The organism is Priestia sp. 3CA3 (genome assembly GCF_056836725.1).
Genome location: NZ_JBXENJ010000001.1, coordinates 652791 through 671466, shown reverse-complemented (window position 1 = coordinate 671466; position 18676 = coordinate 652791). Strand labels below are relative to the sequence as shown.

Genomic DNA, 18676 nt, shown 5'->3' with positions numbered 1-18676 from the left:
CTATGAGTTAAACATATTGCTTTGATTCTTCTAAACGAACAGAGACTAATTTCGATACGCCAGATTCTTGCATTGTCACACCGTACAGTACGTCAGCTTCTTCCATTGTACCTTTTCGGTGAGTAATAACAATGAACTGTGTTTGATTACTAAATTTGCGTAAATACGTAGCGAAGCGATGAACGTTTGCTTCATCAAGCGCCGCTTCCACTTCATCTAGCACACAAAACGGCACCGGACGTACTTTCAAAATAGAAAACAGGAGGGCAATGGCTGTTAACGAACGCTCGCCGCCTGACAGCAACCCTAGATTCTGCAGTTTTTTCCCAGGAGGCTGGGCAACAATTTCCACCCCTGTATTTAATAAATCTTTCGGATCTGTTAATTTCAAATCCGCTTTTCCTCCTCCGAATAGTGAAGAGAACACTGTACCAAATTCATTGCGGATACGAGAGAACGTATCAGAAAAACGTTTCTTCATTTCCTCGTCCATTTCTTCAATCACTTGATACAGGGTATTTTTCGCTTCGTCGAGGTCAGCTCGCTGCGTATTTAAAAATTCATAGCGTTCTGAAACGCGTTCGTATTGTTCGATAGAACCTAAGTTTACGGTTCCTAATTCATCAATTGCCAGCTTAATGAGCTTGATTTTTTTCCTTGCTTCTTGAATATCTAATGTTAAAGGATACTTTTCTTTTGCTGCTTCAAAGCTAATTTCGTACTCTTCTGTCAGCTGCTGGAGACGGCTGTCTAGCTCTACGTCAATTCGATTGATTTTGACTTCTTCATCTTTTAAAGCATCCGTAATTTGTTTGTACTGACGCTGGAGCTCTTTTACAACCCTTTCTTCGTCTTCAAGCTTATTCTGGGCTTTCAACCGCTCTGATCTGCAGTCATCCATTAATTGTAACGTTTCTGTCTTTTCTTTTATTCGCTCATGCGCCGCTTCTTCGAGCTGAAGTTCACCCGAGTCGTTGCTCGTGATTTCACTCGTTAAAAGAGAAAGATCATCTGTAGCTTCAGACAAACGCTGAATGGTTTGATCAAGCTCAAAGCACACTCTTTCGTATTTTTCTTGCTGATTTGTGAGGAACTGTTCTTTTTTCGCAAGAAGCACTTTTACTTCTGTAAGCTCATGTTGAACCGTTTCTTTAGACGTTTGCTGTGTATGCTTGCGTGCAGCTAACTCTTCAATGTTTTTCTCTAATACATTTGCCTGCTGCTGATTTCCCTGCAAACTCGTATGCAGCTCATCAATTCGAGCGGACAAGCTTGTTTGATCTTGTCTAAAGCTAGCAATATCATGATCATACATGGTTAAGCGGTCATTCACTGCTTTTTCTTCGATGTCAATTTGCTTTACTTCTCGGTCAGATTCCTGCTCTTTGTCTTTCAAGCGTTCCACAAATGCCTGCTGTTTATTAATTTCCTGTTGAAGCTCTTCAATCTGTGACTTTTTATCTTTCACATCTTGCTCGAGCACAAGCGTCTTTTGTTCCATCTCTTCTATTTTTGCCGTAATGGCTTCTACTTCACGCTGACGGCCTAACAAAGAGTTGGACTTTTGCTTCATTGAACCGCCTGTCATCGAACCACCGGGGTTGACCACATCCCCTTTAACGGTCACAAAACGATAGCGATGCTGTACAAGACGGGCAAGTTCATTCGCGCCTTTTAAATCATTGACAACAATAACGGTTCCAAGCAAATTTTTAATAACTCGGTCGTAAGTAGCTTCGTATTTAACAAGAGATGAAGCGATTCCTACATACGCTTCGTGACTCTCTAGCATAGAAATAGTTTGAGCCGGAACATAACGGTCTTTTACAGACGTCAATGGTAAAAATGTAGCTCTTCCGTAACCGTTTTGTTTCAAAAAGCCAATTGCCTGACGGGCACTTTGTTCGTCTTGAACGACAATGTGCTGAGCTGCTCCTCCAAGCGCAATTTCAAGCGCTGTTTCATACTCTTTTGGGACATTAATTAGCTCAGCAATGGCACCTTTAATACCTGCAAGCTTCCCATCACGCGCTTTTAATACTTCTTTTACACCGTGAAAATAACCTTCATAGTCTTCTTGCATCTCTTCAAGCATTTCTTTTCGTGATTTTGTCTGTTGCACGTACTGATAAGCTTGATAAAGCGTAGACTCTTGTTTACGATAGGCTTGCCTTAATGACTCAAGCTTCTCTCCTTGCTGCTTATACACTTGTACAGCCTGCTGAAGCTCTTGACGAAACTGAGCGAGCCTTTTAATCGCCGCTTCTTTTCGCTGCGTTAATTCACGGCGCTGTTCGACGTATTGCTCGTTGGATTTTGTTAAGCGCTGCTCTTTTTCAAACGTTTGCATTTTTTGCTGCTCTAAAAATGAAATTTCATTTCGAGCGGATGTTTGAGCGTTCGCTAATTCAAAATATTCGCTTTTCATCTGTTCAAGTTTTTCTTCTAGATTCTCACTGTACTGCCTGAACAACTGTTCCTGCTCAGCAAGCTTCAAACGTATCTCTTGCACTTCTTTTTGAGATTGCTCAAGATCTGTTCCTTCGCTGTCTTTTGCTTTACTTAGCTCTTGATGCTTATGAGTATACTCTTTTACTAAACGTTCCAGCTGCTCTTTATTTTGAAAAGCATTTTTCTTACGCTCTTTTAATACTTCTTTTTTGCCTTCTAGCTTTTCTACTTCTTCACTTACATATAGTAGTTTTTTATGTAAAGAGTCTAGCTGTTCATCGATTTGCTGAATATGCGAACGAAGGGTCTGGATTTCTCCTTCACGCGTGCGAATATTGGTCGCGAGAGATTCTTCAAGCTGCTCGTGCTGAGCCATTTCAGCTTTTAATTTTTCCCATTTCTGATGAAGATCTTCAACTTCAAATACCGTAACAGCCACATCAATGTGCTCTAATTCTTCTTTTTTCTGCAAATAATCTTTTGCAATAGACGATTGAATCTGTAAAGGCTCTAACTGACCTTCAATTTCATGAAGAATATCTACTACTCGATTTAAATTTTCTTGCGTTTCGAGAAGCCGAAGCTCCGCTTTTCGTTTACGCGTTTTGTATTTTAATACACCTGCTGCTTCTTCAAAAATTTTACGGCGCTCGTCAGATTTACTGCTTAGTACTTCTTCTACTTTTCCTTGACTGATAATCGAAAAAGCTTCTCTTCCAAGTCCTGAGTCCATAAATAAATCGACAATATCTTTTAAACGGCACGGCTGGTTGTTAATAAAAAATTCACTGTCTCCTGAGCGGTACACGCGCCTTGTAATACTAACTTCATGATAATCAAGCGGGAGAAACTGGTCATCATTTTCCAAAGTCAGCGTTACGTCAGCCACGTTTACCGCACGGCGTGATTCGCTTCCTGCAAAAATAATGTCCTCCATTTTCCCTCCACGAAGCGATTTGGCTGACTGTTCTCCAAGCACCCAGCGTATAGCATCCGTAATGTTGCTTTTTCCGCTCCCATTCGGTCCTACTACCGCCGTTACACCTGGCACAAAATCTATCGATACTTTTTCTGCAAACGATTTGAACCCTGCAATATCTAATCGTTTGAGGAACATAGAAATCCCCCCTCACACATGTAATCTTTTCATAGCAAATCCCCCTTTATAACGAATGCGTTAAGAGGGGGATCATTTTATTTCGTTTGACTTGCTCTAATTTTCGTAATAGCTACTTGAGCTGCTTTTTGCTCTGCTTCTTTTTTCGAACGGCCTACACCAACGCCGAGCTCTTCACCATTTAACGATACGCGAGATAAGAATTCGCGATTATGCGCTGGACCTTTTTCTTGCAAAACTTTGTATTCTAATTGTCCAACTCCATCACGTTGAATCACTTCTTGAAGCTGGCTTTTGAAATCCATCACATGAGAAAAAGCACCTTCATTAATTTTTGGAAAGACAACTCTTTTTAGAATCGTTACTACCGTATCAAGCCCTTGGTCTAAATAAAGAGCTCCGATAAATGCTTCAAACACATCGGCCAGTAAAGCCGGTCTAGATCGGCCGCCCGTCATCTCTTCACCTTTTCCAAGTAACACTAGTTTACCAAAATCCATTTCATTTGCAAAAGTAACAAGCGACGGTTCACACACAACTGCTGCACGAAGCTTCGTTAACTCACCTTCACTCATCGTTGGATACTTTTTAAATAAAAATTGTGATACGGTTAGCTCTAATACGGCATCTCCTAAAAACTCAAGACGCTCGTTGTCTTCATACGGTCTTCTGCGATGCTCATTCACATAGGATGAATGTGTAAATGCTTGAAAAAGAAGCGCTTCATTTGTAAACTGAATACCAATTTCCTTTTGAAACTCGGCAAAATTTTGCTTGAATTTCACGTTCATCTTTCGATCTCGATTTGAATATTGTTTAGGCATAAAATACCTCCGCTTACCTGCTTCAATTGTTTCGTAGTTTTTCCCTACCATCTCTCATTATAAAACGAGGTATCTTAAAAGATACACTACCTTTTCAAAAAAAAGAGGTCTTTTTTTGAAATTCTTAAAAAGAAGAGAAAGCCCCGCTGTTTAACGGGGCTTTTCATACATATACTACAGATTAAATTTGGCTCTGTATGTAATTAACTGCATCTCCTACAGTTGAAATTTTTTCAGCTTCTTCGTCAGAAATTTCGATATCGAATTCCTCTTCAAGCTCCATTACAAATTCAACTACGTCTAGAGAGTCAGCACCTAAGTCTTCTTTGAAACTAGATTCTAGTTTCACTTCACTTTTGTCTACACCAAGACGATCAACAATGATTGTTGTTACGCGTTCTAGTACCTCTGCCATTGTTCTTCACCTCCCCTCAAGTCATTATAGATGATTTCCATCTAAAATACTATGGTTGAATAATAAAGTTTATCGGTCGCCTAGTAAACGTCCCTTTGTACTTTATCACCAAATTGCACTTTTCGTAAAGTGCCTTTTTTACATCACCATTCCGCCGTCAACGTGAATCGTTTGACCCGTAATATAACGGCTTGCATCTGATGCTAAAAACGCAACTGCGTTCGCAACATCCTCAGGCTGGCCAAAGCTTGCAAGAGGAATTTGCTTTAACATTTCCGCCTGCACTTCTTCATTCAATTTATCCGTCATGTCTGTTGCAATGAAACCAGGAGCAACTGCATTCACTGTAATATTGCGGCTTGCTAATTCTTTGGCAGTTGTTTTTGTTAAACCAATCACGCCTGATTTTGCTGCTACATAATTTGCTTGTCCAGCATTACCGCTGACGCCGACAATTGATGAAATGTTAATGATGCGTCCTGCGCGCTGCTTCATCATTTGACGAGTAACCGCTTTTGTACACAAAAACACGCCTTTTAAGTTTGTATTAATAACATCATCCCATTCGTCTTCTTTCATACGCATAAGAAGATTATCACGTGTGATGCCCGCGTTGTTTACTAAAATATCTACTGAACCAAATGTAGAAATCGCTTCTTTTATCATTGCTTGTACAGAATCACTTTCTGCCACATTTGCTTGTACAGCAATTGCATCCGTTCCTAGTCCTTTAATTTCATCCACAACTTCAAGAGCTTTCGCTTCGCTTCCAGAATAGTTTACAACTACTTTAGCACCAAGCTTTCCCAGCTCAATTGCAACGGCACGACCAATTCCGCGAGAAGCGCCTGTTACAACTGCAACTTTCCCTTGTAACATGTTATTCTCCCCCTTTTAGTGCGTCAATCGTTGATTTTAATGATGTAAGATCATTAACAGCGTAAACAGCCGCACGGCGATTTACTTTTTTCACAAGACCTGATAATACTTTTCCTGGTCCAATTTCAACAAATGTATCTACACCTTCTGCAAGAAGTGTCTCAACTGTTTCTTCCCATCTCACTGGAGAATACAGTTGTTCCACTAGCTTGTTTTGAATATCTTGACTGTCAGTAACCGGCTTTGCTGTTACGTTTGCTATGACTGGAACTTTCGCATCGCTAAAGCCCACTGTTTCTAGCGTATCACGTAATTTTTCAGCAGCTGGCTTCATTAAACTAGAGTGAAACGGACCGCTTACCACTAGAGGAATCACGCGTTTTGCACCTTTTTCTTTGGCAAGAGCTCCTGCTTTTTCTACGCCATTTACCGTACCTGAAATAACAATTTGACCCGGACAGTTAATATTTGCAAGCTGAACAGCGTCGCCTTCGTTTGTAATTTGAGCGGTAACGGCTTCTAGATCTTCCGCAGACATGCCAAGCACTGCTGCCATTGTACCTTGACCTGCTGGTACAGCTTCGTCCATATAGCGACCTCTTTTGTGAACAGCCACAACAGCATCTTTAAACGATAAAACCTCAGCAGCCACAAGCGCACTGTATTCTCCTAGACTGTGACCCGCAACAAAATCGGGTGTAATTCCGCTCGTTTTAAACGCTTCAAGCAGCATTGTACTCGTTGTTAAAAGAGCAGGTTGAGCGTGATAAGTTAAAGTCAATTCTTCTTGAGGCCCTTCAAAAATAATGTTTGAAAGACTGAACCCTAAAGCTTCGTCAGCTGTATCAATCAGCTTTTTTGCTTCCTCTGTTTCATCATATAAATCTTTTCCCATACCAACAGTTTGTGACCCTTGGCCTGGAAAGATAAAAGCAATTTTCCCCATTTCTTATCTCTCCTTTTCTTCATTAGCAGTTTGTTCGATTGCTTTTTGAATAGTGGAAGACACATTGTTTTCCACCATATTCACAGCTTGCTTAATCGCGCTAAATACTGCATTCGCATCCGACGAACCGTGCGCTTTGATAACAGGCGCATGCAATCCAAACAGCCCTGCTCCTCCATATTCACTGTAATCCATTTTCGCTTTTAAACCCTGCAGCTGAGGCTTGAGTACCGCTGCGGCTAACTTGCTTTTTAACGTGCTCATTAATTCTTGTTTAATCATTGAAAACAAGGAAAGCGCCGTTCCCTCAATGCTCTTAAGAGTCATATTTCCTGTAAAACCATCTGTTACAACCACATCGGCTACGCCGTTTAGCAAATCACGAGATTCTACGTTGCCTACAAAATTGAGATCAGCGTTTTTTAGTAGCTGAAAAGCTTGTTTGGTTAAGTCATTTCCTTTTTTATCTTCAGTTCCAATGTTCAACAGTCCCACTCTAGGAGCTTGAATGCCGCGTACTTTTTCGGCATACACCGACCCCATCACAGCGTACTGGAGCAAATGTTCAGGCTTGGCATCAACATTTGCACCAACATCTAGCATTAAAAAGCCTTTTCCATCTAGTGTCGGAAGCGTCGGAGCAAGTGCTGGGCGTTCAATGCCTTTGATGCGACCTACAATAAAAAGTCCGGCTGTCATTAACGCACCTGTATTTCCTGCTGAAATACAAGCATCGGCACGACCTTCGGCTACTTCATTTGCCATTAATACCATAGATGCTTGTTTTTTACGACGCACAGCTCGCACTGGCTCGTCAGTTGCATCAATGGTTTCTTCTGTATGAATAATCGAAATACGATCTGAATTCGTTAAATACTTTTTTATTTCTGATTCGTTTCCAATTAACGTAATATGTAATTCTTTAAATTGAGCAGTAGCTTTTTCTACACCTTCAATAATGGCTTTCGGTGCATGATCTCCGCCCATTGCATCAATAGCTAGTTTCATGTTGGGTCTCATCCTTTTTATTATTTATCCTTTGTAGAACGATACATTTTAAAAGTGCCAGAGAACACTTGCTCTTGCCCTACATAGCTGTTTACCTCAACGGTGGTTCGCACTTCACTAGTTGACAGAACTTTCGCTTTTGCTATCACTCGTTCATGAAGCTTAACAGGGCGATGATAACGGATCGACGCATCTGCTGTGAGCGCTAGTTCGTTGTTAATAACAGCGACAGCTAACGAATTAGCTTGCGCAAAAAGGTGGTGACCACGAGCAATTTGATTACGCTGAAACACATGCTCTGTTTTCACATCAAAAATAGATATCGCTGATTGATCTAGTTCAATGTCGATAACTTCTCCAATTACTTCTTCAATCGGAAGCGAACGCACTTCCTCGTCTAGTTGTTTTGAAGCTACATGCTTAATACGTTCTCGCAGTTCAGGAATCGACAACTCTAGGCGGTCTAATCGAATTGTTTGAACGCTCACTGAAAAACGGTCTGCTAGTTCTTCATCCGTAATAAATGGGTTTTCTTCAATTGTCGTTTTTAATAGCTGCTGTCTTTCTTTTTTACTGCGCTTCATTGTCCACCATCCGAACTTTTAATACTAGGTACTAATAGCAGTATATAATCATTGCCTTCTAATTGCAACATTTTTCACATGCTGTATTCTGTGCATCACACTATGGATATTCATGACTATTAACAGCCGCTAAAAGTATCTACATACATGAAACCGACGTTCACCCTGCCAATGAAAAAATCCGAACGAGTTGGATTCTTCATCAAGAATCTCGATTCATCGTTCGGATTTCCCTTCAACTAAACTACTTTCAGCCTCTTTTACTAATCAAATTTTTCTCCAGTTAATACGCCCGTTGCTTCTAATTGTATTCTCAGCAGCGCAAACTGCTCTTCTGTCCAAAAACTGTCGGAATTTACAAGCTTAGCAGCATCTTCTCGAGCTACTTCAAGCGCACGGTAATCGTGCACCATATCCGCTACTTTAAACTCAGGCATCCCGCTTTGTTTTCTACCAAAGAAATCACCAGGCCCACGAAGCTCTAAGTCTCTTTCTGATAATACAAATCCATCGTTTGTTTCCGTCATAATGGTCATTCGTTCTTTTCCAACTTCTGATTTCGGATCCGCGAGTAGAATACAATATGACTGTGCATCTCCTCGTCCTACGCGTCCTCTTAGCTGATGAAGCTGAGATAACCCAAAGCGCTCTGCATCATAAATGACCATTACGGTTGCATTCGGAACGTTCACTCCTACTTCTACAACCGTTGTTGATACTAAAATCTGCACGTCATTTACGCTAAACTGTTTCATCACTTCTTCTTTTTCATCAGGTGACAATCTTCCGTGCATGAGACCAACGCTTGCTTTTCCATTAAAATAGTGAGTGAGTGTTGCATGCACATCAATTGCATTTTGAACATCCAGCTTGTCCGATTCTTCAATCAACGGACAAATAACATAAGCTTGTCTGCCATCGTGTATTTCTTTTTCAACGAAATGTAAAATACGTTCAAGCATATCATGTTTTACCCAGTACGTTTCAATAGCCTTACGTCCTGCTGGCATTTCATCGATAATGGACACATCCATTTCTCCAAACACCGTAATAGCAAGGGTTCTTGGAATAGGAGTCGCCGTCATAAACAGTACATCCGGACTTTCTCCTTTTTCACGTAAAACCCGGCGCTGTCCAACTCCAAAGCGGTGCTGTTCATCCGTAATGACGAGCCCTAAACTATTATATATAACTTCGTCTTGAATTAAGGCATGTGTACCTACTAATACATGAACATCTCCGTCTCTCACTCGCTGAAGCAGCTCTCTTCTTGCTTTTCCTTTAACAGACCCTGTTAGCAAGCCTACGCTGATGCCTACCTTTTCAAGCATCGCAGTTAATGACTCTGCATGCTGTTCAGCTAAAATTTCAGTCGGTACCATTAAAGCACCTTGATGTCCCGCTAAAACAGTGGCGTATAAAGCAACCGCTGCTACGACTGTTTTACCTGACCCTACATCACCTTGCAGCAAGCGATTCATGCGATAAGGCGATTTCATATCGTGCGTAATTTCGTTTACTACACGTTTTTGAGCGCTTGTTAACGGAAACGGCAGCAAGTTCGTGAAGTTTACCAGCTCAGTTGAATCAAATGCTTGCTTCATTCCAGGCGTTTCTTCTCTTTCGCGCTTTCTCAGCGCCTGCATTTTTAATTGAAAAAGTAGAAATTCTTCATAGACAAACCGACGTCTCGCTTGTTTTAAATCTTCATGATCACGAGGTAAGTGAATACTTCTAACCGCTTCTTCACGCGTTACTAGTTTGTACCTAGAACGAATAGAGGCCGGGAGCATATCCTGAATGCTGCTCCCATAATTCTTCAACGCAAGAGAGACGAACTTCCGCATTCCTTTGACCGTTAAGCTGCCTTTAACTGAGTAAACAGGCTCAATCGTTTGATTTTTAACAAACGGAGAAAATTGAAGCTCCTGCAAGTTAATCGTTTGCCGATGCTGATCCCATTTCCCTGTAACCGTAACAGTTTGATCGATTTCTAACTTTGATTTATAGTAAGGGCGATTAAAACAAGTAACCGTAATCAAATAGCGGTTTACTAGCAGCCGAAACGTAAGGCGCGAACGTTTTTTGCCGTAATACGTAAGCGAGGGGACGCTGTGAACCTTTCCTTCTACGGTGACCTTTTCGTCGTGCTTTGCTTCAGCCAAATCTTTTAACTCATAATCTTCATAGCGGTATGGGAAATGTTCTAACAAGTCATGCACACTGTGAATATGCATATCCTCTAATGCTTGTGCTGTTTCATCTCCAATACCTTTAATGGTTTTAATTGAAATAGTTGTTAGTTCATTCACTTTTATTTAATGCAATACCAAAGATCTTCGCTTCAAGCTCGCGACCTGTTGGTGTTGCCGCTAAGCCTCCTTGTGCAGTTTCTCGTAATGCAACCGGCATTGTTTGACCAATTTTATACATAGCATCAATGACTTCATCACATGGAATACGACTTGTAATGCCTGCTAAAGCCATATCTGCTGCAATCATTGCATTCGCCGCTCCCATTGCGTTTCGTTTCACACATGGAACTTCTACTAGCCCCGCTACTGGGTCACATACTAATCCTAGCATATTTTTAAGCGTAATTGCCATTGCTTCAGCTGCCTGACTAGGTGTACCTCCTGCCATTTCAACGATCGCTGCAGCTGCCATACCTGAAGCTGAACCAACTTCTGCTTGACATCCACCTGCTGCTCCTGAAATAGACGCATTATTGGCTACAACAAACCCAAAAGCACCTGATGTAAATAAAAATTCAATCATTTCTTTACGAGTGGGATTTAGCTTATGTTGCACGGCAAACAGCGTTCCTGGCACTACCCCCGCAGATCCAGCAGTAGGCGTTGCACAGATTGTCCCCATTGCCGCATTTACTTCGTTTGTCGCTACAGCTTTGCTGACTGCATCTAAAATTAAATTTCCAGATAAAGATTTTCCGCTTTGAATATAGTTTTGAAGCAGCACTGCATCCCCGCCTGTTAAACCTGTAACAGACTGTACCCCTTTTAAACCGCGTTCAACCGCTTCTTCCATAACCGTTAAGTTCCGGTCCATTTTTTCCATGATTTCTTCACGAGTAACTCCCGTGATATCTATTTCCTGTTGAATCATAATTTCTGCAATTTTTACATTTTGACTTTCTGCTAATTCTACTAGTTCTGCTACATTTCGAAACATAGTAACCTCCGCTATTATTCTGTCTTATTTTCACTTTAGAACCATATATAATTATTCGATTTATTCTCCCAGGCCTTTCCTATTCAACCATTCTTGTTACTTGAATAATGTGAGGCAATGTTTTTAACTCTTCAATTACATCATCTTCAATATTCGTATCCATTTCAATTGCCATAAGCGCTACTTCGCCGCGCTCTTTGCGAGATACTTCCATATGTCCGATATTAATTGAATGTTTCATCAAAATATTTGTAACGGTCGCAATGGCACCAAATCGATCATTATGCACAACGAGAATAGCTGGATTCATGCCTGATAAATTTAATTCAAATCCGTTAAGCTCCGTAATTTGAATTTTTCCTCCGCCAATTGAAATTCCAACAACTTCAATTTCCTTTAATCCGTCGCTCATTTTGATGCGAGCAGTATTCGGATGGTCTGTGATTGCCGCTTCCTCAACAAATGTGACGTCAATTCCTTCTTTTTTAGCCAAGTCCAAAGACTCCGGAATACGCTGATCGAATGTATCAAAATCTAAAATACCGCCAATCAACGCTACGTCTGTTCCGTGCCCTTTATACGTTTGAGCAAAAGAACCGTACAATGAAACCACAACTTTTGTGGGCTGCTTACCAAAGAGTGTTCGGGCAACGCGTCCAATACGCGCTGCACCAGCCGTATGTGAACTAGATGGTCCAATCATTACCGGACCAATAATATCAAAGACAGATTTATATTTCATAAGGATTTTCCCCCTGCTATTTAGACATTGTTATTACTTATATGTTACTTGAGCTTTTGACTTTTTGGAAGCTTTGTTTCACGCTCTTAAAAAATTTAAAAATTCTCATTTTTGTTAGAGATTCACGCACAAAAAAAGCGGTGTATTTATCCATAAAAATAGGATAAGCACACCGCTTTTTTTGCTATGTTATGCAGGAAAAGATGAATTACTTACGCTGCTTCTTGCTCTGAAGCTACATCGTCTACTGTTTTAATTTTAAAGTTTTTAAAAACAACTGAACCTATAAACCCAGCTAATGCTCCCGCTAGTGCACAAAGTACTGCACAAATTGTGACCTTCATAGGGTCATTAAACCCAAACATCACTGCAAGTCCTGCGATTGGCGTTGCCGTGCCTGCAGCATCATTTACTAATCCGAACAGAGCCACAACTACACCCGCTAGTGCCCCTCCAACAAAGTTGGTAATGTAAATAGGAATTGGATTGGCTGAAATAATATTCGCTTGTGTTAAAGGTTCAACTGCAACTGAAATGGTTGTACGACGATCCCCAATTTTTAATCGATCAAACAGCACATAGTTCATGAAAGAAGAACCAAACACAGCAAGAGCTCCAATCGCCATAGGCAATCCCGTTAACCCTAGCATAGCCGTTAAAGCCATTGAGCTAAGCGGAGCCGTTGCTACTACTGTAATAACTCCCCCTAAAATAATTCCCATCAAAATAGGGCTAGCACTTGTTGTATCTTTAATAATTCCTCCAATATTTAAAAGCGTCGCATCTACAATAGGTGAGAATGCATTACCAATTAATCTTGTTAAAGGTGCTGCAATTAAGATATTGCCTAATAAGTCTAGACCAGCAGGTGCCTTTTTCTCAATAAATTTCACTACAAATGCCATGAGGTATCCCGCAAAAAATCCAGGGAGCAAGCCTAGTCCTGAACACACCACGCCCATCATAAGAGCATATACAGGAGATACTCCTAACGCCAAAGCAACTAGTGCAGCTGCTGCAACTCCTCCCATTCCTCCTGCAGCCTTTCCAACTTCACCTAAGAATGAAATACCTAGTAAATCTCCTCCTACATATGACTGAAAGGCCTCTACGAGAAACGCAGCCACCGCTCCGCTTGCCAGAGCCCCCATCGCTTTCATGCCATAAGGTGCCTTGTTGCTAAACAACCAAAATAAAAATAAAACTAATAACAATAAACCTGTTCCTTTTAAAATATCCACTGTTGCCTCTCCTCTCATGCTGTTTTCTTTCACATTTGACTCAATCAGTTTTCAAAACTACCATACAAACGGGTTCTTTTCAACTAATATACCTAATATGCCGAACGATTACAACATGTAAAAATAAAATAGTTCGTATTTAACTTAAAAAACACAAAAAAGAAGCGCCCCTTGAGAGGAGTGCTTCTTTTTTTGTTATTCAATTGCAAAAATGTAAGAATATAAAGGTTGATCTCCTTTATGAAGCTCTACCTCAACTTCTTCAAACGTTTCTTCTACAAACGATGTTAGCGCTTCAGCTTCATCGTCTGAGACATCCTCTCCTTGAAGAATCGTAAGGATTTCCGCTTCGTCATCAATCATATAAGTCAATAGCTTTTTCGCTGCTTCTAATTTCTCTGAATCTTTTACGACGATTTTCTTTTCGGCAATACCCATAAAATCGCCTTTAGCTAATTCAAGACCATCAATATTTGTATCGCGAACTGCATACGTTACTTGCCCTGTTTTTACGTGCTGCAGAGCTTCTGTCATTGCTTCCTCGTTTTCTTTTAAGCTTTGCTGAGGATTAAATGATAGCAGCGCTGTCATTCCTTGAGGAACCGTTTTAGACGGGACAACCGAAACGTGACTGCCCGCAACAGCAGCCGCTTGGTTAGCAGCCATTACAATATTTCCGTTATTAGGTAAAATAAGTACCTGTTCTGCATTTGTTTCTTCAATCGCTTTGACAATATCCTCCGTACTTGGATTCATTGTTTGTCCGCCTTCAATGACAACCGTTGCCCCAAGGCTCTTGAACAATTCAGCAATTCCTTTTCCCATTGATACAGTAACAATGCCAAAGGGCTGTTTTTCAGCCTTTTTTACTGCAGGCTTTTCTTCATCTGAAACAATGCTGCTATGCTGTTCTCTCATGTTTTCAATCTTCATTTTAATTAAACTTCCATATTGCTGCCCGTAGTTTAACACTTCTCCAGGATGCTCGGCGTGAATATGAACTTTCACAATTTCATCATCAGATACTACAAGCAACGAGTCGCCCCATTTACTTAAATCTTGGCGAAACGTTTCTTCAGAAAATGTTTTAGCTGCGGGCTTATCCTCTTCCAGCCTTACCATAAATTCTGTACAATAGCCAAATTCAATATCTTCTGTATTCATATGGCTTTGCGCATGCTTATGATGCTCAGCATTTACAAGTTCATTCATCGAAGGAGCTGACATGGGTACACCCGGAAGTTTTTCACCTTTTAATTCAGCTAAAAACCCTTCATAAATTAAAACAAGCCCTTGACCTCCGCTATCCACTACGCCTACTTCTTTTAACACGGGTAAAAGATCTGGCGTGCGATTTAACGAAGCATTAGCTTCCTTAAGTACTTCTTCCATGAACAGAATCATATCAGATTGCTTTTTAGCAACAGCCGCTGCTTTTTTAGCAGTATCCTTAGCTACTGTTAAAATGGTTCCTTCGATTGGTTTCATAACAGCTTTATAAGCAGTTTCTACACCAAGCTCAAGAGCTTCAGCAAACTCAACTGTTGTAATCGCTGACTTTTGCTCAACCGATTTCGCAAAACCGCGGAATAATTGAGATAAAATAACTCCTGAATTACCGCGCGCGCCCATCAATAAGCCCTTAGACAAAGCTTGACTCACTTGACCGATGTGATCAGATAGTTTATTTTTCACTTCTTTAGCACCAGACGTAATCGATAAGTTCATATTTGTTCCAGTATCACCATCTGGTACAGGAAAAACGTTCAGCGCATCCACGTAATCTGCATTGTTAGATAGATGCTGGGCTCCTTGAAGCACCATTTCTCTAAACCGCTTTCCGTCAAACGTTGTCATTGACACGAATCTTCCTCCTTAATTAAACGTTCGTTACACGAACACCCTGCACATAAATATTTACTGAATCAACCGTTAGACCAACCGTTTGTTCCAGCGTGTATTTTACTTTTGTTTGCACATTATGAGCAATTTCAGAAATTTTTGTTCCATAGCTTACGATAATGTACATGTCGATATGTACGTCATCCTCTTCTTGTCTTACCACAATACCTCGTGTAAAGTTTTCTTTGCGAAGAATTTCTGTAAGACCATCTTTAAGCTGATTTTTTGAAGCCATTCCGACAATCCCGTAACAATCAACAGCTGCTCCTCCAGCAATTGTTGCAATTACATCTGTAGAAATATCAATTTGACCATACTTCGTTTTCATTTCGATGGACATACTCGTTCCCCTTTCTACTTTCATAGGTTATAAATATTCTACTATAATCAATCTCGTTTTAAAAGAGGCGTCCAGCTTGTCCCTTTTAAAGATGACAGTATTGGGTATCAACTTGTCTTAAAATAAGTAATTGTCCAAGTTATACCTATTTCTACTCTCTATATTATTGAACATAGATTCATTTTATATGTCAAGGAAAATTTCTTGAAAGCTTTTCTCCAGAACTATTGCATTCTCTTTAAGGCTGTGATAAATTAATATAGTATTTCTCAAAACAGAATTGAGTAGTTTTTTTGGTGTTAGGAGGGAAAATCATGGCACGCAAATGTGTAGTAACTGGTAGAAAAGCTCGTTCAGGTAACGCACGTTCTCACGCAATGAACGCTACTAAGCGTAAATGGGGTGCTAACGTTCAAAAAGTACGTATCTTAGTGAACGGTAAACCAAAACGTGTGTACGTTTCAGCTAGAGCCCTTAAGTCTGGTAAAGTTCAACGCGTTTAATCTTTATAATGAAAAAGCACCATATTTTATGGTGCTTCTTTTATTATTCCGGCGTTGTTAATCTTTTTTAAACGAATTAAGCATGACCTTTACGATCCCACCTAAAAACTTTGGAAGTTTGATTGTATAGAATTTCATACTGTCCCTCCTAACCGTCTCCACACTTTATCTCCTTTTAAAGAAAGCCCTATGTCCTGCTCTCATTTTCCATACTTCATCACAAGCAACGTTTATCATTGCTTCTTACCATCATTAATATGCCTTTTGTAAATGAAAAAGTACCTCTTTGTTGAATAAGTTCATTGCTAATACATAAAGTTGAGCCGAGTTCTACTTCATGCTTATTGAGCGGATATTTGAAACCTTCTAGCGTAAGCTCTTTTACACCGCCTGCAAAAGGAACGAATGAAATATAGTGAAACTCCTTTAAACGATCAACATGATAAGTGCCTGGTTCAAACAATTGAATGATATTTTGATTGTCAATCATTTGTACATTCGCTTTCTTTTTTAAGCCTTTGTACAGGAGCTGAATGCTTCCAAACATGTGGTCAAGTCTTCCACCTGTTGCTCCAAAGATACAAATACTGTCCGGTTTTTGCTCTATTGCCCACTCAAAAGCAAGTTCCAAATCAGTTGCATCTTTTTCCGCAGGATACAATTCAACATCTTGTAATGCTTCTCTCACTCGCTTAAGCTGCGCATTTGTAATGGAATCAAAATCTCCGAATGCTTTCACGGGCAAAATGTCTTGTTGAAGAAGCAGGAATACGCCCCGGTCTACTCCTACCCACTTTACATCATTTGATTGGTGCAGGAGTGGCATATGTTCATCCGGTCCCCCTGCTAGAATATGAATTTTCATTATGTATATGCTCCTTTTCTATTAAAAAATGAACGAAATAAATATGTTTTCTTTATCCTAAAAGAAAAAGCTGCTGTGTACAAGTTCTACCCGTTGTACACAGCAGCTTTTATTACTTACGCTTGAACAGTTGTGCGAATTTGGCTGATTGCGCCAGCTCGATCTTCTTGATTATAAATAGCTGAGCCAGCCACTAAGACATTTGCTCCTGCTTCTACACATTTTCTTGCTGTTTCTTCATTAATTCCTCCATCAACCTCTACTTCAATAGAAAGGTGACGGATTTCAATAAGCTGAGAGATTTGCTCAATTTTCGGCAGTACACTTGGAATGAAGTTTTGTCCTCCAAAGCCTGGGTTCACCGTCATTAATAAAATAAGATCGATATCTTCTAAGATATGCTTTACCACGTCAATTGGCGTTGCAGGATTTAAAGCAACGCCTGCTTTCATGCCGTGCTCTTTGATTAATTGAATGGTGCGGTGCAAATGAGTACACGCTTCAGCATGTACCGTTAAAATATCAGCACCCGCCTTTGCAAACATTGGAACGTATTGATCTGGGTTTTCAATCATTAAATGCACATCTAATGGCAGTGTTGTGACAGGGCGTACAGCCTCAACGATAAGCGGTCCAATTGTAATATTAGGAACAAAATGGCCATCCATGACGTCTATATGGATGTAGTCTGCTCCACCTGCTTCAACTTCACGAATTTCTTCAGCAAGCTTTGAAAAATTGGCAGATAAAATGGAAGGTGCGATTTTTGTCATTTTTAATACCTCGGCTTTCTTTGCTTAATTTCCTCAATAAATTGCAAGTAATGTTCGTAGCGATAACTCGGAATTTCTTTTTGTTCGTATGCTTCTTTCACCGCACATTTTGGTTCTTTCACATGCAAACAACCTCGAAATTTACACTGTTCACTCAAACGCGACATTTCAGGAAAACAATCGGTCAACTCTTCTACTTCTAACGTTAAAAATTCCAGTGAGCTAAAGCCTGGCGTATCAGCTACTAAACCTTCACCAAACGAAATCAGTTCTACATGACGTGTTGTATGCTTTCCTCTTCCAAGTGACATTGAAATATCATTTGTCTTTAACTCAAGCTCTGGTTTAAGCGTATTTAGCAGTGAAGATTTACCTACACCTGACTGTCCAGCAATAACCGTTACGCGATCTTCAAATAACGGCTGAATTTGTTCCATGCCTTTTTCTGTGACTGTCGACGTTAAAATGACCTCATATCCTATTTTACGATATTCTTCGGCATATTGCTCGATTTCTTGCTTTTGCTGCTGTGATAAAAGATCTACTTTTGAAATACAAATAATAGGTTCAATATGATTAGACTCCACTAACACTAAAAATCGGTCAAGAAGCATTGTACTAAAATCAGGTTCAATCGCTGAAAAAACAAGCAGCGCCTGATCAACATTTGAAATTGGGGGACGAACTAATTCATTTTTACGTTCTTTAATTTCAAGTATATATCCTTCAAGCTTATTTTCCGCCTGAAATACTACATTGTCACCGACTAAAGGCGTTACCTTCTTTTTACGAAAAACACCTCGTCCTCGACATTGCGTTACTTGTCCGTCATGAAGAACATAATAAAATCCGCTAAGGGATTTAATAATTCTTCCTTCTGGCATAACCTCACTC

General features: G+C 40.2%; 18 protein-coding genes. 1 reads left to right on the top strand and 17 read right to left on the bottom strand.

Annotated elements, in window-relative coordinates; genetic code table 11:
- Positions 1-7 precede the first annotated feature (7 nt).
- From smc to AC1VNJ_RS03390, 13 genes are all read right to left on the bottom strand, one after another.
- Positions 8-3568, bottom strand: coding sequence for a chromosome segregation protein SMC (smc, locus tag AC1VNJ_RS03450; protein WP_482640306.1), 3561 nt, complete (start codon positions 3566-3568; stop codon positions 8-10).
- Between the two features lie 77 nt (positions 3569-3645).
- Positions 3646-4392, bottom strand: coding sequence for a ribonuclease III (rnc, locus tag AC1VNJ_RS03445; protein WP_243495125.1), 747 nt, complete (start codon positions 4390-4392; stop codon positions 3646-3648).
- A 181-nt stretch (positions 4393-4573) separates the two neighbouring features.
- Entirely contained in the window at positions 4574-4807 is a 234-nt protein-coding gene (gene acpP / locus AC1VNJ_RS03440; protein ID WP_013058905.1) for an acyl carrier protein, read from the bottom strand.
- A gap of 138 nt (positions 4808-4945) precedes the next feature.
- Positions 4946-5686 (bottom strand): 3-oxoacyl-[acyl-carrier-protein] reductase, encoded by a 741-nt coding sequence (fabG, locus tag AC1VNJ_RS03435; protein WP_013058906.1) that lies wholly within the window; start codon positions 5684-5686, stop codon positions 4946-4948.
- Between the two features lies 1 nt (position 5687).
- Positions 5688-6632: an ACP S-malonyltransferase gene (gene fabD / locus AC1VNJ_RS03430; protein WP_034265275.1), complete on the bottom strand. Its 945-nt coding sequence runs from the start codon at positions 6630-6632 to the stop codon at positions 5688-5690.
- Between the two features lie 3 nt (positions 6633-6635).
- Positions 6636-7640, bottom strand: a complete 1005-nt coding sequence (gene plsX / locus AC1VNJ_RS03425; RefSeq protein WP_028410795.1) for a phosphate acyltransferase PlsX — start codon at positions 7638-7640, stop codon at positions 6636-6638.
- 20 nt (positions 7641-7660) lie between these two features.
- Positions 7661-8224: a transcription factor FapR gene (fapR, locus tag AC1VNJ_RS03420; protein ID WP_013058909.1), complete on the bottom strand. Its 564-nt coding sequence runs from the start codon at positions 8222-8224 to the stop codon at positions 7661-7663.
- A 263-nt stretch (positions 8225-8487) separates the two neighbouring features.
- Complete coding sequence (gene recG, locus AC1VNJ_RS03415; RefSeq protein ID WP_033579773.1) at positions 8488-10536, bottom strand: ATP-dependent DNA helicase RecG; 2049 nt, start codon at positions 10534-10536, stop codon at positions 8488-8490.
- On the bottom strand, positions 10529-11416 hold the full coding sequence (gene sdaAA / locus AC1VNJ_RS03410; protein ID WP_013084817.1) for an L-serine ammonia-lyase, iron-sulfur-dependent, subunit alpha: 888 nt from the start codon (positions 11414-11416) through the stop codon (positions 10529-10531). The genes recG and sdaAA overlap by 8 nt, the downstream gene beginning before the upstream one ends.
- A 79-nt stretch (positions 11417-11495) precedes the next feature.
- Positions 11496-12158, bottom strand: coding sequence for an L-serine ammonia-lyase, iron-sulfur-dependent subunit beta (sdaAB, locus tag AC1VNJ_RS03405; protein WP_028411448.1), 663 nt, complete (start codon positions 12156-12158; stop codon positions 11496-11498).
- Positions 12159-12370: 212 nt separating this feature from the next.
- On the bottom strand, positions 12371-13399 hold the full coding sequence (locus AC1VNJ_RS03400; protein ID WP_016765419.1) for a PTS sugar transporter subunit IIC: 1029 nt from the start codon (positions 13397-13399) through the stop codon (positions 12371-12373).
- Positions 13400-13594: 195 nt separating this feature from the next.
- Positions 13595-15262 carry a DAK2 domain-containing protein gene (locus AC1VNJ_RS03395; protein WP_482640305.1) on the bottom strand — a complete coding sequence of 556 codons (1668 nt, stop codon included), beginning with the start codon at positions 15260-15262 and terminating at the stop codon, positions 13595-13597.
- A 16-nt stretch (positions 15263-15278) separates the two neighbouring features.
- Positions 15279-15641 (bottom strand): Asp23/Gls24 family envelope stress response protein, encoded by a 363-nt coding sequence (locus AC1VNJ_RS03390; RefSeq protein WP_013058913.1) that lies wholly within the window; start codon positions 15639-15641, stop codon positions 15279-15281.
- A 314-nt stretch (positions 15642-15955) separates the two neighbouring features.
- On the opposite strand from AC1VNJ_RS03390, the gene rpmB reads away from it, so the two are divergent.
- On the top strand, positions 15956-16144 hold the full coding sequence (gene rpmB / locus AC1VNJ_RS03385; RefSeq protein ID WP_013058914.1) for a 50S ribosomal protein L28: 189 nt from the start codon (positions 15956-15958) through the stop codon (positions 16142-16144).
- A gap of 57 nt (positions 16145-16201) precedes the next feature.
- Here rpmB and spoVM read toward each other — a convergent pair whose 3' ends face one another.
- The 4 genes from spoVM to rsgA all read right to left on the bottom strand — a co-directional run bounded on the left by spoVM (position 16202) and on the right by rsgA (position 18666).
- Positions 16202-16282, bottom strand: a complete 81-nt coding sequence (gene spoVM, locus AC1VNJ_RS03380; RefSeq protein WP_016765421.1) for a stage V sporulation protein SpoVM — start codon at positions 16280-16282, stop codon at positions 16202-16204.
- A gap of 79 nt (positions 16283-16361) precedes the next feature.
- Positions 16362-17009 carry a thiamine diphosphokinase gene (locus AC1VNJ_RS03375; RefSeq protein WP_028411450.1) on the bottom strand — a complete coding sequence of 216 codons (648 nt, stop codon included), beginning with the start codon at positions 17007-17009 and terminating at the stop codon, positions 16362-16364.
- Between the two features lie 116 nt (positions 17010-17125).
- Complete coding sequence (gene rpe / locus AC1VNJ_RS03370) at positions 17126-17782, bottom strand: ribulose-phosphate 3-epimerase (RefSeq protein ID WP_013058916.1); 657 nt, start codon at positions 17780-17782, stop codon at positions 17126-17128.
- Positions 17783-17784: 2 nt separating this feature from the next.
- Positions 17785-18666 carry a ribosome small subunit-dependent GTPase A gene (gene rsgA, locus AC1VNJ_RS03365; RefSeq protein ID WP_013058917.1) on the bottom strand — a complete coding sequence of 294 codons (882 nt, stop codon included), beginning with the start codon at positions 18664-18666 and terminating at the stop codon, positions 17785-17787.
- Positions 18667-18676: the final 10 nt, after the last annotated feature.

Coding starts and splice junctions, on each gene's coding strand:
- smc (WP_482640306.1), bottom strand. CDS start 3,568: ATGTTCCTCAAACGATTAGATATTGCAGGGTTCAAATCGTTTGCAGAA.
- rnc (WP_243495125.1), bottom strand. CDS start 4,392: ATGCCTAAACAATATTCAAATCGAGATCGAAAGATGAACGTGAAATTC.
- acpP (WP_013058905.1), bottom strand. CDS start 4,807: ATGGCAGAGGTACTAGAACGCGTAACAACAATCATTGTTGATCGTCTT.
- fabG (WP_013058906.1), bottom strand. CDS start 5,686: ATGTTACAAGGGAAAGTTGCAGTTGTAACAGGCGCTTCTCGCGGAATT.
- fabD (WP_034265275.1), bottom strand. CDS start 6,632: ATGGGGAAAATTGCTTTTATCTTTCCAGGCCAAGGGTCACAAACTGTT.
- plsX (WP_028410795.1), bottom strand. CDS start 7,640: ATGAAACTAGCTATTGATGCAATGGGCGGAGATCATGCACCGAAAGCC.
- fapR (WP_013058909.1), bottom strand. CDS start 8,224: ATGAAGCGCAGTAAAAAAGAAAGACAGCAGCTATTAAAAACGACAATT.
- sdaAA (WP_013084817.1), bottom strand. CDS start 11,416: ATGTTTCGAAATGTAGCAGAACTAGTAGAATTAGCAGAAAGTCAAAAT.
- sdaAB (WP_028411448.1), bottom strand. CDS start 12,158: ATGAAATATAAATCTGTCTTTGATATTATTGGTCCGGTAATGATTGGA.
- AC1VNJ_RS03390 (WP_013058913.1), bottom strand. CDS start 15,641: ATGTCCATCGAAATGAAAACGAAGTATGGTCAAATTGATATTTCTACA.
- rpmB (WP_013058914.1), top strand. CDS start 15,956: ATGGCACGCAAATGTGTAGTAACTGGTAGAAAAGCTCGTTCAGGTAAC.
- spoVM (WP_016765421.1), bottom strand. CDS start 16,282: ATGAAATTCTATACAATCAAACTTCCAAAGTTTTTAGGTGGGATCGTA.
- AC1VNJ_RS03375 (WP_028411450.1), bottom strand. CDS start 17,009: ATGAAAATTCATATTCTAGCAGGGGGACCGGATGAACATATGCCACTC.
- rpe (WP_013058916.1), bottom strand. CDS start 17,782: ATGACAAAAATCGCACCTTCCATTTTATCTGCCAATTTTTCAAAGCTT.
- rsgA (WP_013058917.1), bottom strand. CDS start 18,666: ATGCCAGAAGGAAGAATTATTAAATCCCTTAGCGGATTTTATTATGTT.